Origin of the sequence: Bradyrhizobium sp. AC87j1 (genome assembly GCF_002936975.1) — a bacterium.
GTDB classification, from domain to species: domain Bacteria; phylum Pseudomonadota; class Alphaproteobacteria; order Rhizobiales; family Xanthobacteraceae; genus Bradyrhizobium; species Bradyrhizobium shewense.
Map to the genome: position 1 here is coordinate 198,121 of NZ_PTFE01000003.1, position 23,561 is coordinate 221,681.

General features: G+C 65.7%; 18 protein-coding genes. 15 read left to right on the forward strand and 3 right to left on the reverse strand.

Translation table 11 applies throughout. From position 1 onward, the window contains the following. The first annotated feature begins 149 nt into the window (after positions 1-149). The 4 genes from CV770_RS03705 (at position 150) to CV770_RS03720 (ending at position 6,530) form a co-directional block, all read left to right on the forward strand. Positions 150-3,506, forward strand: coding sequence for a M10 family metallopeptidase C-terminal domain-containing protein (locus CV770_RS03705; RefSeq protein ID WP_104461358.1), 3,357 nt, complete (start codon positions 150-152; stop codon positions 3,504-3,506). A gap of 492 nt (positions 3,507-3,998) precedes the next feature. After that, on the forward strand, positions 3,999-4,847 hold the full coding sequence (locus CV770_RS03710; protein WP_104461359.1) for a right-handed parallel beta-helix repeat-containing protein: 849 nt from the start codon (positions 3,999-4,001) through the stop codon (positions 4,845-4,847). A gap of 65 nt (positions 4,848-4,912) precedes the next feature. After that, the gene (locus CV770_RS03715) at positions 4,913-5,761 is read left to right on the forward strand and encodes a right-handed parallel beta-helix repeat-containing protein (protein WP_104461360.1); all 849 of its coding nucleotides are present in this window, start codon (positions 4,913-4,915) and stop codon (positions 5,759-5,761) included. Between the two features lie 211 nt (positions 5,762-5,972). Then, on the forward strand, positions 5,973-6,530 hold the full coding sequence (locus CV770_RS03720) for a tetratricopeptide repeat protein (protein WP_104461361.1): 558 nt from the start codon (positions 5,973-5,975) through the stop codon (positions 6,528-6,530). Between the two features lie 130 nt (positions 6,531-6,660). On the opposite strand, the gene CV770_RS03725 is transcribed toward CV770_RS03720, so the two are convergent. Further along, positions 6,661-7,257 carry a prepilin peptidase gene (locus CV770_RS03725; protein ID WP_104461362.1) on the reverse strand — a complete coding sequence of 199 codons (597 nt, stop codon included), beginning with the start codon at positions 7,255-7,257 and terminating at the stop codon, positions 6,661-6,663. Positions 7,258-7,260: 3 nt separating this feature from the next. Next, a complete protein-coding gene (gene gspD, locus CV770_RS03730) occupies positions 7,261-9,642 on the reverse strand; it encodes a type II secretion system secretin GspD (protein ID WP_104461363.1) in 2,382 nt (793 codons plus the stop codon). Between the two features lie 139 nt (positions 9,643-9,781). Between gspD and CV770_RS03735 the strand changes: the two genes are divergently transcribed. Genes CV770_RS03735 through gspM form a run of 9 tightly spaced genes read left to right on the forward strand, consistent with a single transcriptional unit; the run spans position 9,782 to position 17,223 of the window. Then, the gene (locus CV770_RS03735) at positions 9,782-11,470 is read left to right on the forward strand and encodes a GspE/PulE family protein (RefSeq protein ID WP_502693585.1); all 1,689 of its coding nucleotides are present in this window, start codon (positions 9,782-9,784) and stop codon (positions 11,468-11,470) included. Between the two features lie 3 nt (positions 11,471-11,473). Next, a complete protein-coding gene (locus CV770_RS03740) occupies positions 11,474-12,685 on the forward strand; it encodes a type II secretion system F family protein (RefSeq protein ID WP_104461365.1) in 1,212 nt (403 codons plus the stop codon). 23 nt (positions 12,686-12,708) lie between these two features. Further along, positions 12,709-13,164 carry a type II secretion system major pseudopilin GspG gene (gene gspG, locus CV770_RS03745; RefSeq protein ID WP_104461366.1) on the forward strand — a complete coding sequence of 152 codons (456 nt, stop codon included), beginning with the start codon at positions 12,709-12,711 and terminating at the stop codon, positions 13,162-13,164. Then, entirely contained in the window at positions 13,127-13,621 is a 495-nt protein-coding gene (locus CV770_RS03750; protein WP_095425671.1) for a prepilin-type N-terminal cleavage/methylation domain-containing protein, read from the forward strand. The genes gspG and CV770_RS03750 overlap by 38 nt, the downstream gene beginning before the upstream one ends. Continuing rightward, positions 13,599-13,994 (forward strand): type IV pilus modification PilV family protein, encoded by a 396-nt coding sequence (locus CV770_RS03755; RefSeq protein WP_104461367.1) that lies wholly within the window; start codon positions 13,599-13,601, stop codon positions 13,992-13,994. Before CV770_RS03750 ends, CV770_RS03755 begins: the two co-directional genes overlap by 23 nt. Continuing rightward, positions 13,991-14,695 (forward strand): general secretion pathway protein GspJ, encoded by a 705-nt coding sequence (locus tag CV770_RS03760; RefSeq protein WP_104461368.1) that lies wholly within the window; start codon positions 13,991-13,993, stop codon positions 14,693-14,695. Before CV770_RS03755 ends, CV770_RS03760 begins: the two co-directional genes overlap by 4 nt. Beyond that, positions 14,692-15,606 (forward strand): type II secretion system minor pseudopilin, encoded by a 915-nt coding sequence (locus CV770_RS03765; protein ID WP_104461369.1) that lies wholly within the window; start codon positions 14,692-14,694, stop codon positions 15,604-15,606. The genes CV770_RS03760 and CV770_RS03765 overlap by 4 nt, the downstream gene beginning before the upstream one ends. Position 15,607: 1 nt before the next feature. Next, complete coding sequence (locus tag CV770_RS03770; RefSeq protein WP_148667116.1) at positions 15,608-16,645, forward strand: PilN domain-containing protein; 1,038 nt, start codon at positions 15,608-15,610, stop codon at positions 16,643-16,645. Further along, positions 16,642-17,223, forward strand: coding sequence for a type II secretion system protein GspM (gspM, locus tag CV770_RS03775; protein ID WP_104461371.1), 582 nt, complete (start codon positions 16,642-16,644; stop codon positions 17,221-17,223). The genes CV770_RS03770 and gspM overlap by 4 nt, the downstream gene beginning before the upstream one ends. 77 nt (positions 17,224-17,300) lie before the next feature. Here gspM and CV770_RS03780 read toward each other — a convergent pair whose 3' ends face one another. Further along, entirely contained in the window at positions 17,301-20,912 is a 3,612-nt protein-coding gene (locus CV770_RS03780; RefSeq protein WP_104461372.1) for an autotransporter domain-containing protein, read from the reverse strand. Between the two features lie 334 nt (positions 20,913-21,246). Between CV770_RS03780 and CV770_RS03785 the strand changes: the two genes are divergently transcribed. Next, on the forward strand, positions 21,247-21,927 hold the full coding sequence (locus CV770_RS03785; RefSeq protein ID WP_104461396.1) for a hypothetical protein: 681 nt from the start codon (positions 21,247-21,249) through the stop codon (positions 21,925-21,927). A gap of 45 nt (positions 21,928-21,972) precedes the next feature. Next, positions 21,973-23,553: an MATE family efflux transporter gene (locus tag CV770_RS03790; RefSeq protein WP_104461373.1), complete on the forward strand. Its 1,581-nt coding sequence runs from the start codon at positions 21,973-21,975 to the stop codon at positions 23,551-23,553. The last annotated feature ends 8 nt before the right edge of the window (positions 23,554-23,561 follow it).

Here is a 23,561-nt window from a genome sequence, read left to right on the forward strand (position 1 = left end):
CCGTATGACTACGGGATCTGATGGCTAACACAGTCTTATGGAAGAGGGGCAGGCGGAGCTGCCCAATTTAAACGAAACGTTTAACTCTCACGCTAGAATCATGTGCTTTCGTCCCGAATCGCACGCGACCCGTTGCTCTGGAGAGTCCATTGGCTACCGCTGTTAATGTCAGTGCCACCAACAACGCCGAGATCGACGGCCTGCTGTCCGGCTACAAATGGACCGGCACGATCACCTACAGTTTTCCTGACGCATCCAGCGACTACCCCAATCCCTATTACGGCGGCAGCAGCGAGCCGACCACTTCGGGCTTTGCCTCGGCGCCCACCCAGATCCAGGCGGCCATCAACTACGCGATCGGGCTGATCCTCAGTTACACCAACGCCGACATCCAGTACGCGGGCACGAACGGCGCCGACATCATGATCGCGCAGTCGCCGGCGGCCAATCCGACCGCCTACGCCTACTATCCCGGCAATTACGCGTCCGGCGGCGACATCTGGTTCGGCACCCAATACAATTTCTCGCTGGCCAAGCTCGGCAATTATTACTTCACTACCGCGCTGCATGAGCTCGGCCATGCCTTTGGCCTCAAGCACAGCCAGGAGGCCGGCGGCCCGGCCAACGTCGCGGTGCCGAGCGCGCATGACGACAGCGAATACACCGTCATGAGCTATCGCAGCTATGTCGGCGGTTCGACCACGTCCGGCTACACCAATGAAGCGTACGGATACTCGCAGACCTATATGGCCAACGATATCCTCGCGCTGCAGACGATGTACGGCGCGGACTACACGACCCAGAGCGGCAGCACCGTCTACACCTGGAATCCGACCACCGGGCAGGAGTTCATCAACGGTGTCGGACAGCTCGCGCCGGGCGGCGGCGTCGGCGGCTCGGCCAACCGCATCTACGAGACGGTCTGGGACGGCGGCGGCGTCGATACCTACGACCTGTCGAACTACACGACGAACCTGAGCATCAATCTCAACCCCGGCGCCTCGTCGGTGTTCTCCTCCGTGCAGCTGGCCTATCTGGGCAACGGCCATTACGCATCGGGCAACGTCTACAACGCCTATCTCTATAACGGCGACGCACGCTCCTACATCGACAACGCCATCGGCGGATCCGGCAACGACGCCATCGTCGGCAACGCCATCGCCAACACGCTGAACGGCGGCGGCGGCAACGACACGATCACCGGCGGGGCGGGCAACGACACTATCATCGGCGGCTCGGGCACCGACACCGCGGTGTATTCGGGCAGCCGGGCCAACTACACAGTCTCATACAACGCAGCGACACAGACCTTCACTCTGACCGACTTGCGCAGTGGCTCGCCCGACGGCACCGACACCGTCATCGGCGTCGAGTATTTCCAATTCGGGGGCGTCGCGGTCGCCAGTTCCACTCTCGTGCCGACCGCGGTCGAGGCGTTCGGATCGACCAGCGTGGTTCTGACGAATGGCAATTATTACTTGAACAACATCTCCACCGGCAGCGGGCCTGTCCTGAAATTCGGAGGCGCCGTGGTCAACGTGGCCGATTACGGCACGTGGTCGGTCATTGCCGCCGAGCAAGTGTCGGGCGGTGGCTATGATGTGGTCTGGAAGAATTCGGCGAACGCGCACTATTCCGTCTGGAGCACGGACAGCACCGGCAACTTCCTGACGACCCTCGCTGCAGCCCCGGAAGTGCTGGGGACCGACGCGTCTCTTCAGGCGCTTGAGCCGACGCTGCAACAGGATCTCAACGGCGACGGCACAACCGGGGTCCCCGGCGTCGTCGTGGTCAGCGGCGTCACGGTCGAGGCGTTCGGATCGACCAAAACGGTCCTGTCGGGTGGTAACTATTACCTGGCCGACATCTCGACCGGCACCGGCCCCACCCTGAAATATGCCGGGGCGACGGTGATCGCAGCCAATTTCGGCACGTGGTCGGTCATTGCCGCCGAGCAGGTGGCGGGCGGCGGTTATGACGTCGTCTGGAAGAATTCGGCGAACGCGCACTATTCCGTCTGGAGCACCGACAGCACCGGCAACTTCCTGACGACGCTTGCCGCCGCGCCCGAAGTGCTGGGGACCGATGCGTCCCTGCAGGCACTGGAGCCGACGCTCCATCAGGACCTCAACGGCGACGGCACGACCGGGGTCCCCGTCGTCCCCATCGCCAGCGGCGTCACGGTCGAGGCGTTCGGATCGACCAAGACGGTCCTGTCAGGTGGCAACTATTATTTGACCGACATCTCATCCGGCACCGGCCCCACCCTGAAATATGCCGGGGCGACGGTGATCGCAGCGAATTTCGGCACGTGGTCGGTCATTGCCGCCGAGCAGGTGGCAGGCGGCGGTTATGACGTCGTCTGGAAGAATTCGGCGAATGCGCATTATTCCGTCTGGAGCACGGACAGCGCCGGCAACTTCCTGACGACTCTCGCCGCAGCCCCCGAAGTGCTGGGGACCGATGCGTCCCTGCAGGCACTGGAGCCGACACTCCATCAGGATCTCAACGGCGACGGCATGACCGGCGTCCCCGTCGTCAGCGGCGTCACGGTCGAGGCGCTCGGATCGACCAAGACGGTCCTGTCAGGTGGCAACTATTATTTGACCGACATCTCATCCGGCACCGGCCCCACTCTGAAATACGCCGGGGCAACGGTGATCGCAGCGAATTTCGGCACGTGGTCGGTCATTGCCGCCGAGCAGGTGTCGGGCGGCGGTTATGACGTCGTCTGGAAGAATTCGGCGAACGCGCATTATTCCGTCTGGAGCACCGACAGCACCGGCAACTTCCAGGCGACCCTTGCCGCCGCCCCCGAAGTGCTGGGGACCGATGCGTCCCTGCAGGCACTGGAGCCGACACTCCATCAGGATCTCAACGGCGACGGCACGATCGGGGTCCCCATCATCGGCGGTGTCACGGTCGAGGCGCTCGGATCGACCAAAACGATCCTGTCAGGTGGCAACTATTATCTGGCCGACATCTCGACCGGCACCGGCCCCGTCCTGAAATACGCCGGGGCTACGGTGATCGCGGCGAATTTCGGCACCTGGTCGGTCACTGCCGCCGAGCAGGTGTCGGGCGGCGGTTATGACGTGGTCTGGAAGAACTCGGCAAACGGCCATTACTCCGTGTGGAGCACGGACAGCACCGGCAACTTCCTGACCACGCTCGCGGCGGCTCCCGAGGTGCTGGGGAATGATCCATCGCTGAAGGCGCTGGAGCCGACGCTTCACCAGGACCTCAATGGCGACGGCGCCATCGGCGCAGCGCCGCCCGCGACTGCGGGGCTCGGCGCCTCCGGTGATGGCTTTGCGTTCAATTTCACTGAGAGCGGAATCTCATCGGCCGTCCCGTCCGAGCTGCCGGACGCCATGCCCGCGCCGGCCAGTACGCAGACCGCAGAGCAGTGGACTCAACCGGCGGGGAGCCACGACGCGGCTGTGATCGACATTCTGACCGAGTTTTTTCACAACCTGCACGAACATGGCTTCCTGCTGAGCTGACGGCACGCGTCGCGCCGAATCGACGCAGCGCGGGCGATCCCTCCTGTCATGGCAGGCGGATCGCATCGTTATTCGTGTGAGATGCACCGCGTGTTTGCGATCGCTTCTGGGCTGACCGTCACGAACGGCTACCCCGGACGAGGTTGGCGACGCCGTAGGCGCATTCATGGCGTAAGATTCCTCATAAAATGTACACGTCGAATTGAACCTTGCCTGTTCCGGCACGACCACTAGAAAGCTCGCCGTCTGTCGCGCAACAGTTGCGTGATGCGAAGTGGCAAGAAGCCTGCTTCCGTTTTTCCCAATAGCGTTGCGTATCCGATCATTTGAACACGAAGGCCGTACTGCGAGCGCCGAAAGCGGCGGGGGGAAGTTTCAGCGAAATATCGACAATGATGCCGTAGGGCCGCGCGACGCGCGGGCTGCTGCGGCGAAGACATGTGCATGGCAACAAGCTGGGATCCCAGCTCAATATCATCGGGAGAAAGAGAAATGCGTCGAATTGCACTCTTGGCTCTGATTGCAGGATTGTTCGTGCCGGTGATGGCATCGCAACCGGCTCATGCCCAGGCCACCAGAACGTGGGTGTCCGGCGTGGGCGATGACGCCAACCCCTGCAGCCGCACCGCCCCATGCAAGACCTTTCCCGGGGCGATCTCGAAGACGGCGGCGGGCGGCGAGATCAATTGTCTCGACTCCGCCGGTTTCGGCGTCGTGACCATCACCAAGGCGATCTCGATCTATTGTGAAGGCGTTGTCGGCGGCATCCTCGCAGCGGGTAGCTCCGGCGTCATCATCAACGCCGCCGCGACCGATCACATCGTGCTGCGCGGCCTGGACATCGACGGATTCGGAACCGGCATCAAGGGCGTCAACATCCTCCAGGCGGCCTCGGTGGTCATCGAGCATTGCTTCATCAGGAACTTCAACAGCGCGGGCGGCGTCGGCGTCTTCGTCAACCCGTTGAACTTCAATTCGATGCTGATGATCCGCGACAGCGTGATCTCGCACAACGGCACCGCCGCCGACGGCGCCGGGATCAGCATTAATACAAACGGCGGCAGTTCGCGGAGCCTGATCAACAACACGGCCATCCACAAGAACTTCGTCGGCGTGAGCGTGCAGGGATCGGCCAACGTCCAGATCAACAACACCAACATCTCGGAGAATCTGGGTACGGGCGTCGCCCTTACCGGCGGTGCGGGAGTGCGAATCGGCCGCTCGGTGATCGTCAACAATCTGGGGGCGGCGACCTCCGGCAATGTGCTGTCGTATCTGGATAACCAGATCAACGGCAACGCGCCGGACACGACGCCGGCTACTGCTGGCGGCTACCACTAGTCCGCAACTGCTCGTGAATTTCTTCTGGCAACGTGAAATCTTCAGTTCAATTTGGGAGGTTGAAAATGCGTCGTATTGCTCTATGGGCTCTCTTGGCGGGACTGGTTTTGCCTTTCGCCGTGTCGCAGCCGGCTCATGCCCAGGCGACCAGAACGTGGGTTTCCGGTGTCGGCGATGACGTCAATCCGTGCAGCCGCACCGCGCCGTGCAAGACCTTCGCCGGTGCGATTTCGAAGACCGCCGCGGGCGGCGAGATCAACTGCCTCGATTCCGCAGGCTTCGGCACGGTGACCATCACCAAGGCGATGACGATCTATTGCGAAGGTGTCGTCGGCAGCATCCTTGGGTCCGGCACCAACGGCGTCAACATCAACGCTGCGGCGACCGATCACGTCGTGCTGCGCGGCCTCGATATCGAGGGTGCCGGCACGGGGATCAAGGGCGTCAACATCCTCCAGGCGGCCTCGGTGGTCATCGAGCACTGCTTCATCAGGGACTTCAACGGCGCGTCGGGAACCGGGATTTTCTCCAATCCGGTGAATTTCAACTCGATGCTCATGATCCGGGACAGCGTGATCTCGCACAATGGCACAGCGGCTGCTGGCGCGGGGATCAGCATCAACACCAATGGCGGCAGCACCCGGGTGCTGATCAACAACACGGCTATTCACAACAACTTCGTCGGCCTGAACGTGCTGGGATCGTCCAACGTCCAGGTCAACAACAGTAACATCTCGGAGAATCTGAGCACGGGCTTTGCCCTCAGCGGCACTGCGGGAGCCCGGATCGGCCGCTCGGTGATCGTCAACAATCTCGGCGCAGCCACGACCGGCAACGTGCTGTCCTATCTGGATAACCAGATCAACGGTAACGCTCCGGACACGACACCGGCTACCGCGGGCGGATATCACTAGAGCATGAGCATGTAGCTGTTTTCGAAACGGCCATGCTCAAGCAACGAACCAAGGCGCGATGACGCTCCGGTCTCATCGCAGTTTGGCATCGGGTTCAATCGACGAGCTTCGGGCGCCCCGCGCCCGAAGCCTTTTTTGTGGCCGGTACGCACTATGGATTTCGGGATACCTACGGACTAGTCTGGCTGCGTGTGCAAGGAGAGCAGGTGGGATGGAGACCCTCGACAGCCGGAATCCCAGATTTTGCCGTGCGGCGCCGCAGGCGCGCGGTTTTTGGCGACGGGCGGGGTGGGGTTGTGCCGTCATCCTGTTGACGCTGGCCTTCGCAATCCCGGCCCATGCCCAATCGTTCCGCCAGGGCGTCTCCGCTTTCCATCGTCAGGACTATGTCACGGCATCCCGCATCTTCATTCCGCTCGCCGAGCGGGGCAACGCGGCTGCACAATCCTATCTCGGTTTCCTGTTCGAGACCGGCCGCGGCGTGCCGCAGAACTACACGGAAGCCGCGATGTGGTACCGGCGCGCGGCGGAGCAGGGCGACAGCCGCGCTCAATATTCGCTGGGCCTGCTCTACGACCGCGGCCAGGGCGTGTCGCAGGACATCGTCGAAGCCTCCAAATGGCTCAATCTGTCCACGGCCGCGGCACCTCCGCCTGCCCGCGAGGCGCGAGCCAGGATCCGCGATGCCGTCACCACCAAGATGACGCGCGGAGAGATCGCCCAGGCCCGCCTGCGGGCGCTGGAATGGGCGCCGAGCCGCGAGCACTGACCACCACGTAAAAATCCGCAGAGCGCGCGCCGTCAGGTAAGTCCTTGAAAACGCTGTCCCCGCCTACTGTGTATGGGGTTGTTTTCGCGTTTTGATGTGAGCAGGGTCGGTTTGATCCCGATCCTCGCCGTCAGCCGGGCCAGCCGCCGAGCCAGTTCGTGTACCAGGTCTCGCCCAGCCAGCCGATCCAGATCGCCGGCGCCAGGAACAGCCCGAACGGCAGGAAGGCTGTGGCGCGCAGCGGCTTCCGTCGCAGGGCCGCACCGACGACATAGGCGCCGATCGCCAGCAACGCCGCGAGCTCGATCACCGCGACCACGGTCGCAAGGTCGAGCCAGGCGCCACAGACCGTGGCGAGCTTGACGTCGCCGAGCCCCAGCCCGTCCCGGCCGCGCCAGCGGCGGTAGAGCACCATCATCAGCAGCAGCGGCAGGCCTGTGGCTGCGGCGCGTGTCAGCGGCCAGAGCAGCGCCTCGGCACCGAGATCGGGCACGAACGCGCCGGCACGGAGCAGCGCGAGCGCGAAGGCGGCGCCCGTCAGCTCGTTCGGAATGCGGTAGTGACGCGCATCGTTCGCCGCGATCGCAAGCATCAGGGCGGCCAGGAACGCGCCGTACAGGCCTTCGGCGCCCGGGGAAGTGACGAGGCTTGCGAACACGCCGAGCAGTAGGGCGATGGTGAGCGCGAGCGCAGGGCCCGTCCCGACCTTCGCCGCCTGATCCGTCACGCCCTAGCGCGCCGCCTTGGGCGGGTTCACGGTGACCACGGGATTGCTGGTCCCGACCAGGCGGCTGTTCATCTTGCTGCGCATTTCCTCCGCAATGACGTGCGCATCGACGCCGTCCTTGATGACGGTCGGGCGGATGAACAGGATCAGCTCGGTGCGGGCGCGCGTAGTGCCCTGGTGCGAGAAGGCATCGCCCACGCCGGGAATGGAATCGAGGATCGGAATGCCCTGGCGCTGCCTGTTCTCGGTCTCGCTGATCAGGCCGGCGAGCAGCACGGTCTGGCCGCTCGTCACCGCGATCGAGCTCTTGACCCGGCGCTGCGAGATCGTCGGCGTCAGCGAGCCGGTGCTGCCGGCCGCGACGCTCGAGATCTCCTGCTCGATGTCGAGCACGACGTTGCCGTTGGCGTTGGCGCGCGGGAGCACGCGCAGGATGATGCCGGTGTTCTTGTAGTCGATGGTGTTGACGACGGTGTTGTTCGCGGTCAGCACGGTCGCGGTGCCGGTCGAGAACGGCACCTGGTCGCCGACCTGCAAGGTCGCCGGCTGATTGTCCAGCACGACCAGCGACGGGTTGGACAGCACCTTGACTGTGGTGACGTTGTGGAGCGCATCGAGCACCACGCGCGGGGAGTTTTCCGCGCCGATCAGAAAGTTGAAGCCAGGCAGGGCGCGGCCGAGCAGCGCTCCGGCGGCGGCGTTGACCGCGCCGGTCTGCTGCTCGATGTTGCTGCCAACCGAGGCGCTGTTGCTGACGCCGCCGATGACATTGGAGACCGAGCCGTGCTTGCTGGCGATGAAGAACTGGACGCCGTAATTCAATGCGTCGTTCAGCGTGACTTCGGCAATCGTCGCCTCGATCGCGATCTGGCGCTGCGGCCGGTCGATTTGCCGGATCGTCTGCTCGACGACGCGCTGCGATTCCGCATTGGCATAGACCAGCACCGCGTTGTTGGTGACGTCGGCCGTGATCCGCACGTTCTGAAGGATGGCATTGTTGACGGGTTTCGCGCCGGTGCCGAGCAGCGAGCCGGAGCCGTTGTCCTGGCCGGGCACGCCGGCCGCCGCAGGGGCGGGGCGCGCGGCCAGCGACGAGCCGGGAGCGCCGGTGACCGGAGTTGCGGCACCCGCGGCGGCAGTCGGAAGTGCGCTGAGCGAGGCGATCGGATTGGTTCCGGACGAGGACGTCGCGATGCCCGAGCCGGGCGAGATCTGGCCCGCGGAATTGTCGAGCGAGGAGTTGCTGGTCGCGCTCTGGCTGAACAGGATCTCATTCAGCAGCGCCACCACGGCCTTGGAGTTGCCGTAGCGCAGCGGATAGGATTTCAGGTTCACGCCATCCATATCGGAGCGGTCGAGCCGCGCGATCCAGGTCTGCGCTCGCTTGAGGTATTCGGGCTTCTGGCTGACGACCAGGATCGAGTTGAGCCGGCCGATCGGCTGGAATTTCACCACGTTCTGGCCCAGGCCGCCTTCGCCTGAATCCATGATCTTTTCGATCTCGGCGATGAGCGGCTCCGGCGTGGAATTGCGCACCGGGAAGATGCCGACCGATTGCCCGCGCATCCAGTCGGCGTCGAAGGAGAGAATGGTGTCGACCGCGGTCGCCCGGTCGGTGCCGCTACCGCTGACGATCAGCGTGTTGCGGGCGCTGTCGGGACGCATGGTCTGGGCCTTCACGCCGAAGGCATCGAGCAGCTTGAATATATTCTGCGCCGAGACGTAGCGCAGCGGCACCACGGTGACGCCCTGGCCGGCTGCGGCGTTCAACGAGCGGTCGACGCCGCCGGGACCGGCCTCCGGCGCCGGCAGCAGGCGATAGCCGGTGCGGTCACGGACCAGCGCGACACCGGACATGCGTAGCGCGTTCTCCAGCACGTAGAGCGCATCCGCCTTGGGCACCGGCCGCACCGAGGCCAGGGTCACGGTTCCCTGTACCCGCGGGTCGATCGTGTAGCCGACATTGAGTACATCACCAAGAATGACCTTTGCGACGGTGGTAACAGGCGCGTTCTCGAAATTGAGGTCGTAACCGCTGCCGCCGGCATCGTCGCGCTCGGCCAGCGCGCCGCCTTGCGGCGTTGCACCATCGCTGAGATAGATCGCCGGCTTCGATGATCTTGCCTGCGCAATGCCGCTGGCGCCTGCATCCGCAGGTTGACGCGGCTGGAGATCGAGGGAGCGGACCTTGTCGGCGATGTCCTGGGCGCGCGGGTCCTTTGGATCGGCTTCGATCGACTGGTCGGCGGTGACGATGCAGGCGCCGAGCACGAAGGCGGACGACAACAGGAGCGTTCCAGACAACGCTGAGCGAAGGCGCAAAAGCGGTTGGACCACCTTAAACAAAATACGCCTGCCAACGCTGGAAGTGACTGAAAATTGCATCCGATCCCCCCTTGGTTCGGACGCGCAATAATTTGCGCCACGATTATGTTTTTGCTAATAAATAAGTCAAGGGCAAAGGGCGCTCCATGTCCCGTCGAGGTTGTTGCATTCAGGTAACAAGGTCAATGCTGTGAATGCGATGCGCGACCGCTCCGCAGATAGCTTCCGACAGCACCTCCTGGAAAAATACTCATTGCCGCCGCGGGCGCATGCCCATGTCGACAAATCGGCCCCTCCCGCGCTCACGCGTCCCTTGCGTGAATTGTGGGAGGCCACCGATCTTTCCGCGGCCGAATTCGCAGATGAAGTCTCCGACCATTTTGGTCTGCCGCGGCTGAGCCTTCCGCAACTGCTCGCGGCCACGCCTTGCCTCGACGGCTTCTCGCGCCGCTTCCTGCGTGAATCCACCATCTTTCCTTTCAGTGCGCCCAACGATGTTTTCCGGCTGGCTGTCGCCGACCCCTCCGACACGGCGGCCATTCGCGCCGCCGAAATCGTGTTCGGAGCACCGGTCGATGTCGTCGTGGCTTCATACGAGGATATCACCACGGTCCTCGATCAACGGGCCGATGCTGACGATGCAAATGCCGATCGAAGCGGCAGGAGCGTTGCGCAGCAATCCGACGACGACATCGAGAGCCTGCGCGATCTCGCCAGCGGCGCGCCGGTGGTGCGCGCGCTCAACGATCTCCTGGAACGCGCGGTGGACTTGCGTGCCAGCGATATCCACGTCGAGCCATTCCGTGCCGGGCTTACGGTGCGCATGCGCGTCGACGGCCTGTTGCGCGCGCTGCCCTCGCCGCACGGCATTCCGCCGCAGGCGCTGATCTCGCGCATCAAGATTCTCGCCAGCCTCAATATCGCCGAGCGGCGCCTGCCGCAGGACGGCGCGGCCCGCGTGCGGGTCGGGCGCAGCGAGATCGACGTTCGCGTCGCGACCATGCCGACGCAGCACGGCGAGAGCGCCGTCATCCGCCTCTTGCCGCGCGACCGCGGCCTCCTGGAGATGAGCAAGCTCGGTCTCGCCGCGCGCGACGAGAGCGTGATGACGCGGCTGCTCGCGATGCCGCACGGCATGATCGTGGTCACGGGACCGACCGGCAGCGGCAAGACCACGACGCTCGCGACCATGCTGTCGATCCTGAACGAACCGACGCGCAAGATCCTCACCATCGAGGATCCGGTCGAGTACGAGATTCCCGGCATCAACCAGTCCCAGGTCAAGCCGTCGATCGGGCTGACCTTCGCCTCCGCCATGCGCGCCTTCGTGCGCCAGGACCCCGACGTGATCATGGTCGGCGAGGTCCGCGACGCCGAGACCGCGCATATCGCGATTCACGCGGCACTCACCGGCCATCTCGTTTTGACGACGCTGCACACCGAGACCGCCGCGGCCGCCGTGCCGCGCCTGATCGATCTCGGTATCGAGGGCTTCCTGCTGAAGTCGACGCTGCGCGCGGTGGTGGCGCAGCGCCTGGTGCGCGTGCTGTGTGACCGCTGCAAGGTCCCGCATGCGCTGACGGACGCCGATCTCGCCGAGGACCCGCGCTTTGCGGTGATCGGCTTCAAGTGCGGCGAGGTCGTGCACGAGGCCGGCGGCTGCGAACGCTGCGGCGGCACCGGTTATCGCGGCCGCAACGGCGTGTTCGAGATCCTCGAAATGTCCGACGAGGTGCGCGCGCTGATCGGCCCGCAGACCGACTCCCATTCGATCGACACCGCCGCGATGCGGGGCGGCATGACGACGATGCTGGAGGATGCGGTGGCCAAATGTCGGGCGGGGCTCACCACCGTGCCCGAGGTCTTCCGCGTCACGACGGTGCGGTAACGTATGCCGAACTATCGCTACCGCGCGCTCAACGCCAACGGCGAACTGGTCTCCGGCGCCATTGCCGCGCCTGCGCCGGGCGACGTCGCGCAACGGATCGAGCGGCTCGGTCTCGTGCTGGTCGACAACGTCACGCCGGAAGAGGGCGGTTCGGCGGGCCGTGTGTTCAGCCTCTTCAACAGGCCCAAGCCGGAAGATGTCACCATCTTCACCCGCGATCTCGCGCTGCTGTTGCGCGCCGGCGCCCGTATCAACGACGGATTGGAGCTGCTCGCGGCCGATCCCGATTTCGGCCGGCTGCGTCCGGTCGTTGCCGACATCCGTTCGCGCGTCGTCGCTGGCGAGAGCTTTGCCGAAGCGCTGGCGCGGCACGAGGGGCTGTTTCCGCCGATGTATGTCGCTCTGGTGCGGGTCGGCGAGGCCTCGGGATCGCTGGACCAGGTGCTGGAGGTGCTGGCCGGCGAGCGCACGCGCGGCGAGGCGTTGCGACGGCGGCTGTCGGATGCAATCCGCTATCCCCTGTTCGTGCTGGGCGCGGCGGGCTGCGTGCTGTTGTTCTTCCTCACCTTCGTGCTGCCGCAGTTCGCATCCGTGTTGCAGGATTTCGGCGCCAAGATCGATCCCGTAGTCGGCGTCTTCCTCAACGTCTCCACCTTCCTGCGCGGCAATTCCGATGCGGTGCTGGCTGGTCTTGCGGCCACTATCGGGGTGGCGTGGCTCCTGCTTCGGCAAGAGCGCGTTCGCCGCGCCGTCGCCAATGCGATCACGCGGCTGCCGGCAATCCGCAACGTGATGAGCGCGTACCGGACGGCGCTGTTCTGCCGCAATCTCGGCTTGCTGCTCGGCAGCGGCGTCAATCTCACCATCACGCTGCGCATCCTCGTCGACATGATGGCGACGACCGGCCCGTCCGCGGTCTGGAGCGATGCCGCCGACCGCGTTCGCCATGGCTCGAAGCTGTCCGACGCGCTGGCCGAGACCGAGGCGCTGCCCGCAATGGCGGTACGCATGCTCCGGCTCGGCGACGAGACCGGGCAATTGCCGATGCTGTCGGGCCGCGTCGCTGAATTCTACGAGGCCAAATTGCAGCGCACGCTGGACCGCGCCGTCGGCATCGCGGGCCCGGCGGCGATCATCGCGATTTCGCTGGTCGTCGGCGGCCTGATCACTTCGGTGATGACGGCGCTGATGTCGGTGAGCCAGATTGTCGGTTGAAATTGATAGTTGGAGGATTTGAGGTGACGAAACATCGATCGTCAAAACGGGGCCGTCGGCGCGCGGGCCGCGGGGAGGCGGGCTTCACCCTGGTCGAGATGCTGGTCGTCATTACCATCATCGGGATGATCATGGCGTTGGTCGGCCCGCGGGTGCTGAACTATCTTAGCGAGTCCAAGGCGAAGGCGGCCAAGATCCAGATCGAGAGCTTCTCCAGCGCGCTCGATCTCTACTTTCTCGATCTCGGCCGCTATCCCACGTCGAACGAAGGCCTCTCCGCGCTGACCCGCAACTCCAATCAGGCCGGCTGGAATGGGCCCTATTTGCGCGGCGGCGTGGTGCCGAGCGATCCCTGGGGACACATCTACGTCTATCGCGCGCCGGGCGCGAGCGCGCCCTATGAGATCATCTCGCTGGGGGCGGACGGTCAGGAAGGCGGCAGTGGAACGGCGGCCGACATTGTCAGCGGCGCGCGCTGAGGGCATTGGCGAGACGCGCGGCTTTGCGCTGATCGAGATCCTGTGCGTGCTCGCGATCATCGGCCTGCTCGCGGCCATCATCCTGCCGGCTGTCCCGCGTACGACGACGCGGGCCAGGCTGGAGAGCTATGCGGTCGAGACCGCGGCGCTGCTGAAAGCCGACCGCAACGCCGCGCTGCGCCGGCAAACCAGGGTGGCGACCCAGGTGGATGCGGAGGCGCGCGCGATTCGTTCCGGCGTCACCGGGCGGACCATCCGCTTGCCAGGCGACGTAGTGGTGCAGGCGATGCTGGCCTCGCGCTGTGCCGACCGGGCCGCAGGGCGGTCGATCGATTTCTTTCCATCGGGCATGTCGTGCGGCGGGGTGATCGCGCTGGCGCGGCCCGGCATGGGATATGAGGTGCGCGTCAACTGGCTGACCGGAGGCGTCGAGATTGTCCCGCAGAAGCTGCTCTGATAGCGCCGGCTTCACCCTGATCGAGGCGCTGGTCGCGCTCGCGATCATCGCGGTCGTGCTCGGGACGATCGGCTCGGTCATCGCCACGACGGCGAAGGGCACGCGCGCGATCGACCAGCGTCTGGCACTCGCCGGTACCGCCGAGACCCTGCTTGCCGACCTGCCGGCGCGCTCCCTGCTGAAGCCCGGCCGGCGCAGCGGCGATCTCGCCGGCAGCCGCTGGCGGGTCGACGTTGCGCCGATGAACGTGCCGGGCGGCACTCCCGCCAGCGATCGCTTCGTGCCTTTGGCCGTCAATCTGCGTCTCCAGCGCGCCGACGGCAGCGCCATCCAGGTCACGACGGTGAAGCTGGTGCCGAGGGCTTCGCAATGAAGCGCCTGCGCCGCACACTTGCCGACGAAGCCGGCTTCACCCTGCTCGAAGTGTTGCTCGCAACCCTGCTGATGACCGTCATCCTGGCGGCGCTGGCGACCGTGACGGCGCAATGGCTGCCGAACTGGAATCGCGGCATTGCCCGCGTGCAGCGGGCCGAGCGTCTCGCAACCGGGCTCGACCGCATCGTCGCCGATCTGTCCGTTGCCGAGCAGATCACAGTGAACGGCGATGCCAGGGTACCGCTGTTCGACGGCGCCGAATTGTCGGTCACCTTCCTGCGCACGGCAATCGGTCCGAGCACGCGTCCGGGCCTCGAATTCGTCCGCCTGATCGAAAAGGCCGACGCGCAGGGACTGGCGCTGGTGCGCGAGCGCGCGCCGTTCCAACCGATGCCGACCGACGGACAGATCCGCTTCGTCGATCAGGTCGTGCTGATCCGGGCGCCGTTCCGCGTGAGCTTCGCCTATGCCGGACCGGACGGTCAGTGGCAGCCGATTTGGCGCGGACAGGCGCAGCTGCCGGACCGTATCCGTATCACCGTGCGCGACAGCGCGACCGGGCAGGTGCTCGCGGTCTCGGGCGCGGTGGTCCCGCACATCACAGTGCCGGCCGAATGCGCGCGGGCCAAGAATCCGGCGACTTGCGTCACGGCGCGCACCCGGCCGCAGCAGGCGGAGAAACAGGAGCAACAGTTGTGAGCGGCGGAAGGCACGACCAGACGAGGCTTGCCGACAGCCGCGGCTTCATCGTCGTCGCCGTGCTCTGGATGCTGGCGGCGCTGGCGGCGCTGGCGCTGATCTACCTGACCTACGTCACCAACACGGCGGTCACGGTCGCCGTCAATGCCGACAGGGTGCAGGCCGATGCGCTGGTGAACGCGGGGATCGAACTTGCGGCCTACCGTCTGACCGCGCAGAACGAGGCAACGCGTCCGACCAGCGGCACCTTCAATGCCCGCGTCGGAGCCGGTCGGGTGAGCGTGACGTTCCGCTCGGAGGCTGCGCGCATCGATCTCAACATGGCGCCGAAGCCGCTGCTGTCGGGCCTGATGACGGCGCTCGGTGTGTCCGCGACGGATGCGCCCATCTATGCCGACCGGATCCTCGCCTGGCGCTCGTCGACGGAGCCCGGCCAGGACAATCCGGAGGATTCCTACTATCGCACGCTCGGCGCGCCCTATCTGCCGCGCCACGCGCCGTTTCCGCATAGCGAGGAGCTCTGGCTGGTGCGCGGCATTCCGGCCGCGGTCGTGGAGCGCGTGCTGCCCTTCGTCACCGTGTTCAGCAACATGCGGGCGGTGAACGTGCTCGACGCCGCGCCTCAGGTGGTGGCGGCGCTGCCGGGCATGACGCCCGGGATGCTGCAACAGGTGCTGCGCGACCGCGCCGACCCCAACGTCGATTCCCGTGCCCTGGTCGGGCTTGCCGGCGGCACCAATGTGACGGTCGAGGGCTCGAAGGCGTACCGGCTGACGGTCGCGGTCGAGCTGCCGTCGCATCGGCGGAGCTCGGCCGAGATCGTCATCCTGCTTCTCGAAAGCGGCGGTGAGCCGTATCGTGTATTGTCGTGGCACAACGCCGTCGACGGCTCCGCCGGAAAGCCTCTGTGAGATGAGCTCGCTCGATTCCCTCCGCGCCATTCTCGATGCCTGGACCGGCACCGTGGCCGGCACGCTCGTGCGCGCCCTGGAGCGGACCGTGTCGCCGCGGGTGGTACGGCTGGTCGAAAGCGAGACCGGCGCGTTCGCGCTGGAGGCGGCGAAGGCGGAGAACGCCCCGAAGGAGATCGCGTTCGCGGACGGCAAGTTTGCAGGCGCCAATCTCGCGCAGATCGTCCGTGGCAGCCGCGTCGAGATCGTGCTGCGGCCGTCGCGCTTCCTGTTTCGTCCGCTGGAGCTGCCGGCGCGCGCGGCCGATTTCCTCGACGGTATCGTGCGGGCGCAGATTGACCGGCTGACGCCGTGGAACGCGAGCGAAGCCGTGTTCGGCTGCCGCGCCCCGGCGCCGCATGGCAGCGACAGCATCACGACCGAGATCGCCGCGGCGCCGCGCAAGCTGGCGATGAGCTATGTCGAGGCCGTGGCGTCCTTCCATCCGTCGGCGGTCGCGATCGCGACGGAGGCGACTGCGGGCGGACGCATCAAGGTGTTCGAGCAGAGATCGCGCGGCGCGGTCGACCCGGCGCGGCTGAGCCGGGCGCTGCAGGCGGTGTTGGCTCTCACTGCCGTCGCAGCGGTGGCCGGATCGGTCGCCGCAAGCTATCTGGCCGACAGCCTCAGCGCGCAGGAGAGGGAGCTCGAACGGCAGATCACCCAGCGCCGCGCCGCGCTCCGCGGCAGCGACGGCGGCGAGCGCTCGCCCCTCGCGCTGCTCGAACGCCGCAAATACGAGACGCCGGCCAGCGTAATCGTGCTGGAAACGCTGAGCCGGGTGTTGCCGGACCACACCTATGTCACCGAGCTGCATCTGGCGGGCAACAAAGTACAGATCGGCGGTATCACCCGCGATGCGCCCTCGCTGATCCCCTTGATCGAGCAGTCGCAGCATTTCACCCGCGCGACCTTTTACGCCCCGACCACGCGCAACTCCTCCGATCCCGGTGAGCGCTTCCACATCGAGGCGCAGATCGAGCCGAGGAACGTGCCATGAGCAGCGCAAAGGTCGCCGGCGGCAATGCCGTTGCGCGGGCGCTTGCGAGCTCGCCGCTGATCGCGGTCACGCTCTATGTGGCGGTTGCCGGCGCGCTGTTGCTGACGGCGGGGCTGTCGATCGCCGAAATTCTCGCCCACCGCCAGGCGCTGGCGCAGACCTCCGACCTGCTCGACCAGTTTCGCGGCCGCAAGGGCGGCACCAAGAACGCCGCGGCGGCAATGGCCGAGCATCCCGGCACGCCGTTCCTGGAGGGACCGACCGTGACGGTCGCCGGCGCCAATCTGCTGCAGCGTGTTGCCGCTGCGGTCGGCAATGTCGGTGGCCAGATTCAGTCCTCGCAGGTCGATGTCTCCGGCGCGCAAGCGAAGGACGGCTTCGTCGGCCTCGTCGTGAGCTGCGAGCTCGAGCAGCCGGCGCTCCAGAGGCTGCTGTACGATCTTGAGGCCGGCATGCCGTTCCTGTTCGTCGATCAGCTCGACGTTCAGGTGCCGCAGACCACGGCGCTGAGCGACGCCGGCACCGGCCGCGTCAGGGTGATCCTGGGCGTCTCGGGCCAGTGGCAGGCGGGGAAGTAGGGCGCTAGGCTTTTGTTTAGACGCGTTTTCTTTACACGAACCGGTATCCACTTCGCTCGAAAACGCTCTGGATCAGCTCACCAGGAGTATTTGAACACGCCCTTGCCGGAATAGCTGGTGACGTTGCCGGAGAACTCGCCGTCGAAGGTGCCGGCGATCGAGAAGCCGCTCAGCCATTTCATCTCGGCGCTGGCACTGACGAGCGCAGAGTCGGCATCGACCCTGGCGCCGTTCACGACGAAGCTGGTGCCAGGCAGGGTCTGGAACAGCGCGGTGACGGCGCGGCCCGGATTGTAGTCGTGCGCCCAGGCGGCGCGGCTACGCAGTGTCAGCACGCCGTTCTGCATCGCATACGATTTGTCGGTGCGCAGGCCGAGCTCGGAGCGGGTGTCGGTCAGCGATTGCGAAGCGTAGTTTAGCGCGAACAGCCCGCCACCATTGAGGCTGACTTCAGAATAGTTCGGCAGGTTGAAGTTCGTCACCTGCGCCGCAGCGTAGGGCGTGATGCCGATCAGCGGCGTCGTGAAGCGATAGCCGCCCTCGAAGCGGGCCGAGAACGTGTCGGCCTTGAAGCGGCCCTGGAGCTGGTCGAATCCACCCGGCGCCACGGTGCGGTTGGTGGTGACGTCATGCCAGCCATAGGCGAGTGCGGCCGAGATGTAGGCCGGTCCGAAATTGTGCCGGCCATAGACGCCGGCCTGGAATAAATCGGCCGAGCCCGAGCCCATCGCATTGGCGAGCGAGTAGTTCAGCCCGCCGCCGCCGAGCGCGAAGCCGACCAGCGTGTCGACCGAGACCCGATAGTCCGCGCCGGCCGCGCCGCCCCAGACCCGCGCGGTCAAATCCTGTGAGCCGACCGTGGCATTGCCGCCGACCTCGGCCGAGCCGCCATAGCCCGCCGTCCAGACGCTCCAGCGGCTGCTCGGCTGCGAGGACAGCAGCGGCGCCTTGGTCGCCATCGCATAAGCCTCGCGCTCGCGCGCGGTGGCCGGCCGCATGGTCGCATAAGAGGCTGCGTTATCGCTCTCGGCAAACTGGGCGACGCTGCCCGCCTTGGCGAAGCCGCCCGAGCGTCCGACGACGGTCGGGTCGAGCATCAGGTTCAGGAATTGGCCGTCGGCATTGATCGCGGATTGGATGATGCCGGTGCCGAGCTCGCCCGAGGCGGTCGTCAGCCCCGCCGGCGACAGCGCAGCGAAGGCCGCGGGAATGCCGCTGGTGGTGTTGAAGAAATTGGTCAGCGTGTTCGCGACGTTCTGCTGGTTGACGTTGAGCCCGCCGCCTTGCGCGAAATTGACGTTGACGTTGAGGAACACGTTGTTGGTGTCGTAGCTCAGGGTCGCATTGAGCGTCGGCATGTTCGACAAAACTGTCGGATTGAAGGTGCTGCCGACCAAGGTGCCGGCCGCAGTCAGGATCGTGTACTGCTTCTTGACCGTCCCCGAGGTGAAGTTCGCGCGCACGGTCGCGCCGCCGAGGTCGGTCGCACCCGTGACCTGGGTGAGGCTGGCGTTGGTCGAGGAGACCTGCACCAGATAGGTCGAGGCGGCGGTAAAGGTCAGCGATCCGCTGATCGTCATCGGGCCGAACGGGCTCGCCGCGCTGCCGGGGGCCAGCGTGCCGCCATTGACCGCGACGCCGGCGATCGTGCCGCTGCCGGCGAGGGTGCCGGCGGCGTTGACGGTGACCGGACTATTCAGGATCGAGCCGTCCACCACCAGCGTGCCGCCGTTCACGGCGGTGGCGCCCGTATAGGTGTTGACGCCGGACAGCGTCTGGGTGCCGCCGGCCATCGTCAGTCCGCCACCGAAGCCGGCATCGTCGATGACGCCCGAGAAATTGCCGATGCCATTGGTGATCGTCAGCGTGTTATGGCCGAGATTGACATTGCCCGAGCCCGCCAGCGATTTGATCGAGGTGCCGCCATTGAGCAAGCCCGAGATGTCGAAGATGCCGTTGGTGATGACGTTGCTGGAGGTCGCGATGCTGCCGTTGAAGCTGGCGAAATCGATGAGATCGAGCTCGCCGCCGGCCGCAATGTTTGTGGTGCCGGTATAGGTGTTGGTGCCGAACAGCTGCTGAGTCGCGCCGTTTGCGATCGCGAGGTTGCCGCCGGTGCCGCTGCCAATGCCGCCGTCCTGGATCACGCCGCCGAAGAACGTGCCGTTCGTGATCGTCAGCGTCTTCGATCCCAGTGAAACGACGCCGGCGGTGCTCGGAGAGAAGATCCCCCCAACCGAAGCGCCCGAATTGGTCTCGGAGATATCGAGCGTGGCACCTACGCCCGCGAGGGTGACATAGAGCGAGTTCTCGATTGAGCCTGCGCCTTTCAGCGCGAGCGTGGCCCCCGCGTCGATCTGCGTGACGCTGTTGTAGGTGTTCACGCCGGACAGTGTTTGCGTTCCGCCGAAAACCTCCAGTCCGCCGGTGCCCTGGATCACGCCGGCGAATTCGGTCGAACCATGGGTGATCACGAGCCCACTGGCGCCGATGTTGACCACGCCGCCGGAATTGCCGGCGAGCGTCGTGATGGCGTTGAACGGCAGGAACGAACCGGAGAAATCCAACGTCCCATTCACCGTCACGACGCTGGAATTCGCGACGAATCCCGAGATCGCCAGCGTTCCGGCCAAGATCGTCGTCGCGCCAGTATAAGTGTTGGTGCCGGCCAGCGTCAGCGTGCCGGTTCCAACCTTGGTCAACCCGCCGCCGGCGCCGGAAATCACGCCGTCGACCTGGGTCGAGGTATTCAGGCTGCCGGTGGTGAGGGTGTTGGCGCCGAGCACATAACTGCCAGCGCCTTCGATCGAGCCGGCCGTCGTTCCGCCGCTGGTCAGGCCTGAGATGTCGACCGTGCCGCCGGCATTGGTGATGAACTTGGCACTGCCGCCGTTAGAGGTGCCGGTGAAGTTCGTCGTCCCGCCGTTGTTGGTGGTGATCGTGGCGCTGCCCGCGGTGGCGGAGCCGTCGAAATTCACCGTTCCGTCGTTGATGATGGACGAGGTGGCGGCGGTGGTGGCGTTGTGGAAGTTCAGCACTCCCCCTGCGCCGTTGTTGATCGTCGCGGTGCCGGCCGAAGCATTGGTGAAGAAATCGATCTGACCGGTGGCGTTGTTGGTAATCTGGGCGCTGCCGGCAGAAGCCGAATCCTCGAACGTGACGAAGCCGCTGTTGGCGAGACTTGCCGTTCCCGCCGTGCTGTCCTGGATGAAGTTGACGTTGCCACCGACGTCGTTCGTGATGGTCACCGCCCCGGCGCCGCCGCTCGCGGTGCTGCTGTTCTGGAACACCAGATTGTTGCCGGAGGTGACCTGGAAGGTCTGGGTATTGACAGTATCGTCGTTGATGATGCCCGTTGCGTTGACGATGAACGGGTTGCCGATCGTGAATGTATAAGCCTGCGAGGTGTTCGCGAACTGGATCGTGCCGATACTGACGACACCGTTGTTGTTGTCGACCGCCGTGCTTCCGGTGTTGGTGAAGGTCGCGGTCTCGTCGGGCACGCTCGGATTGGAGGACCAGTTGGTCGGATCCGTCCAGTCGGAGGAGCCGCCGGTCCACGTGCCGTCCACGGCATGCGCGGCGACGACGCCGAGCGCCGTGGTGGCGAGGAGTATGGCCAGCGAGTGGCGCGTGACGGATCGCAGCCCGTATCCAATCCTCCCACCTGCCATTGTCGGTCCAGCCATCCGATCGTCTCAAATCAGCAAAGAAATCATCGCAAACATGCAATCGGAGCGCGTGCCGAGGCCCGGCGCCCATGCCATGATCTCATGGCGCCGCAACGGCCTGCAATGAACGGATATCCATTTGCGCCGGCTTCCTCCCTGTTCCGCTTTGCATTTTCAGCCATCGTGGCCATCGGGCAACATATTCATGCATTGCAACAGGTGCGGGGCAGATTGGGGCCTGCTCGCTGGATTGGGCCGGACGGTGTGGGTTGATGACGCCGCAGATCGGAACTAGTTTGACGCGGATGCCTCGCCGTCGCGTGGCGCGGCCGGTGGTCGCAGGGGAATGTCGATGTCCGGGTGGCTGAGGCCGACAGGATTGGCCGCGCTGTGCATGGTTCTGGGCATGGCCGGGACCATGGCGGCCACCTCTTCGCGCGTGGATGTCTTGTCGGACGACGCGGCGGGCAATCCTGCTGAAAGTGTTGATGTCGGGACGATGAAGCCGATCGCGCGGCCCGTGCAGCAGGCGCCAGGCAAGCCCATTCCTCGCGGCAATCCGCTGTGGTCGGTGCCGCTCTCGGCGCTGACCGCGACCCAGGAACGCCCGATCTTCTCGGCCATGCGCCGGCCGCCGCCGCGCGCGGTCGCCGCATCACCCGTCGAGGAAAGTCCCGCGCCGCCGCCCAAGCCGGTCGAAGCGCCGCCGCCGTTGTCGCTGGTCGGGGCCGTGGTGGGCGAGGGCGATGCGATCGCAATTCTCGTCAACCGCACCGATCAGAAGGTCGTGCGTCTGCGGCAGGGCGAATCGCTCGCAGGCTGGTCGCTGACCTCGGTGCAGCCGCGCGAGGTGACGTTCAAGCAGGGCGAGCGCAGCGAGGTGCTGGTGCTCCAACGGCCGGACCCAGCCGCTGCCGCGAGCCCGCCCGCAGATGCCGGGGGCAAGCTGACGATGCCGGGCCCGGCCGATCCGTCGTTCTCCCCCTTCGTGCCGCGCTCGACGCCGAAGAACGGCGAGTCGGATGGGCTCTGAGCGCTTGCGGGCGCGCGGCCGATTGCTTGACGGGAAGGACGCGGCTTGACCGACAAGCAAATTGACGCGCCCGGCACGGCCGACGGTTCGAGCAGACCTGGCGGCATCAGTCGCGGCCGCCGCCTCGTGCAGGGCTGGTCCGCCAACCTGGTCCAGATGGTGTTGGGCCTGTCTCAGCAGCTCCTGCTCATCCCCGCCTTCCTGCATGTCTGGACCGGCGACATGCTCGCGGCCTGGCTCGCGATCTATGCGGCGGGAAGCCTCGTCGTCGTGGCGGATGCCGGACTGCAGCTTCGCGCGATCAACCGCTTTCTCGCCTTCAAGGCTTGCGCCGATTGCGACGGGCGCACGGCGAGTTTCTATTCGGCCCTGCTGCGGATCTATCTTGCCATCGTCGCGGTGCTGGGTGTCCTGCTATGCGTGGCGGTGGTCCTCGCGCCGCCATCGGCCGTGCTCGGCTTTCAGGCCGCGCCGACATTCGATGCTGCGATGCTGGTGATGACGCTGGGCATGCTTCTGACCGTCCCCGCCAACCTCGTCTCCGGCCTCTATCGGGTGCGCGGCCATTATGGCCGGACGGTCTGGCTGCAAAACGCCGCGCTGCTGCTTGGGCAGATCGCCCAGCTCGCGGCGCTCGCATTGTTCGGCAGCCTGCTTGCGGTCGCGATTGCCTTCGTGTCGATGCAGCTCCTGTTCGCGATCCTGCTCGCTGCGTTCGACGCGCCGCGACTGTTTCCGTTCCTGCGCCGCACCGGCAAGCCGCCGTTGGTGTCGCCATCGCTGCGCTGGAGCCTCGGGCAATTCGGCCGCGCGGTGCCCTTCGCGGTCGCCAACATCACCGAGCTTGCGCTCGTCAACGTCCCGGTGCTGCTCGTCTCCGCGCTGGTCACGAACCGCGTCGCGGTGGCGCAATGGGGCCTGACGCGCGTGATCGCGAGCCTGGTGCGCGGTCTCTGCCTCCAGGTGACGCTACCGCTCGCCGCCGAGCTCGGCCACGATCACGCCGTCGGCGACAAGGATCGGCTGCGCCGGCTCTACGCCCATGGCTCGGTGTTCGTGACGGCTCTTGCCTGCCTGATCGTCGCGGGCCTGCTGCCGTTCTGGCCGGACTTCTTCGCGTTGTGGACCCATGGCAGCATCCCCTATGACGCGCCGCTCACGGTGACGCTGCTGCTCGGCTCGGCGGCCGTCGCGCCATCGCTGCTGGCTCTGGTGTTTGCCAATCACAGCAATCGCGGCGATCTCTTGATCCGGACCAAGGGCCTCCAGCTCGTAGTCTTCCTGGCGCTGTCCTTCGTCCTGATCCCGCATCTGGGGCCGCTTGGTGCCGCGCTCGCCGTGGTCGCAAGCGACATCCTCATCCAGTTCGGACTGCTCGCGCTGATCGTCATGCGCCAGACCCTGCATCATCCGGGAAGGCACGTCGCCTTCCTGATGCTCATGGCCGTTGCTATCGTGGGAGCAGGCTGGCTGATCGGGCAGGCGATCATCGCGCTGGTGCCGGGGAGCGGGCTCATGCACTTCATCGTGGAATGCGCGATCTGGCTGGCCGCGGTCGGCATGCTCGCAAGCCCGCTGTTGAGCACAACTCTGCGCGAGCGGTTGCGGGCGCTGATTCCTGCCTAGCTGTTGCT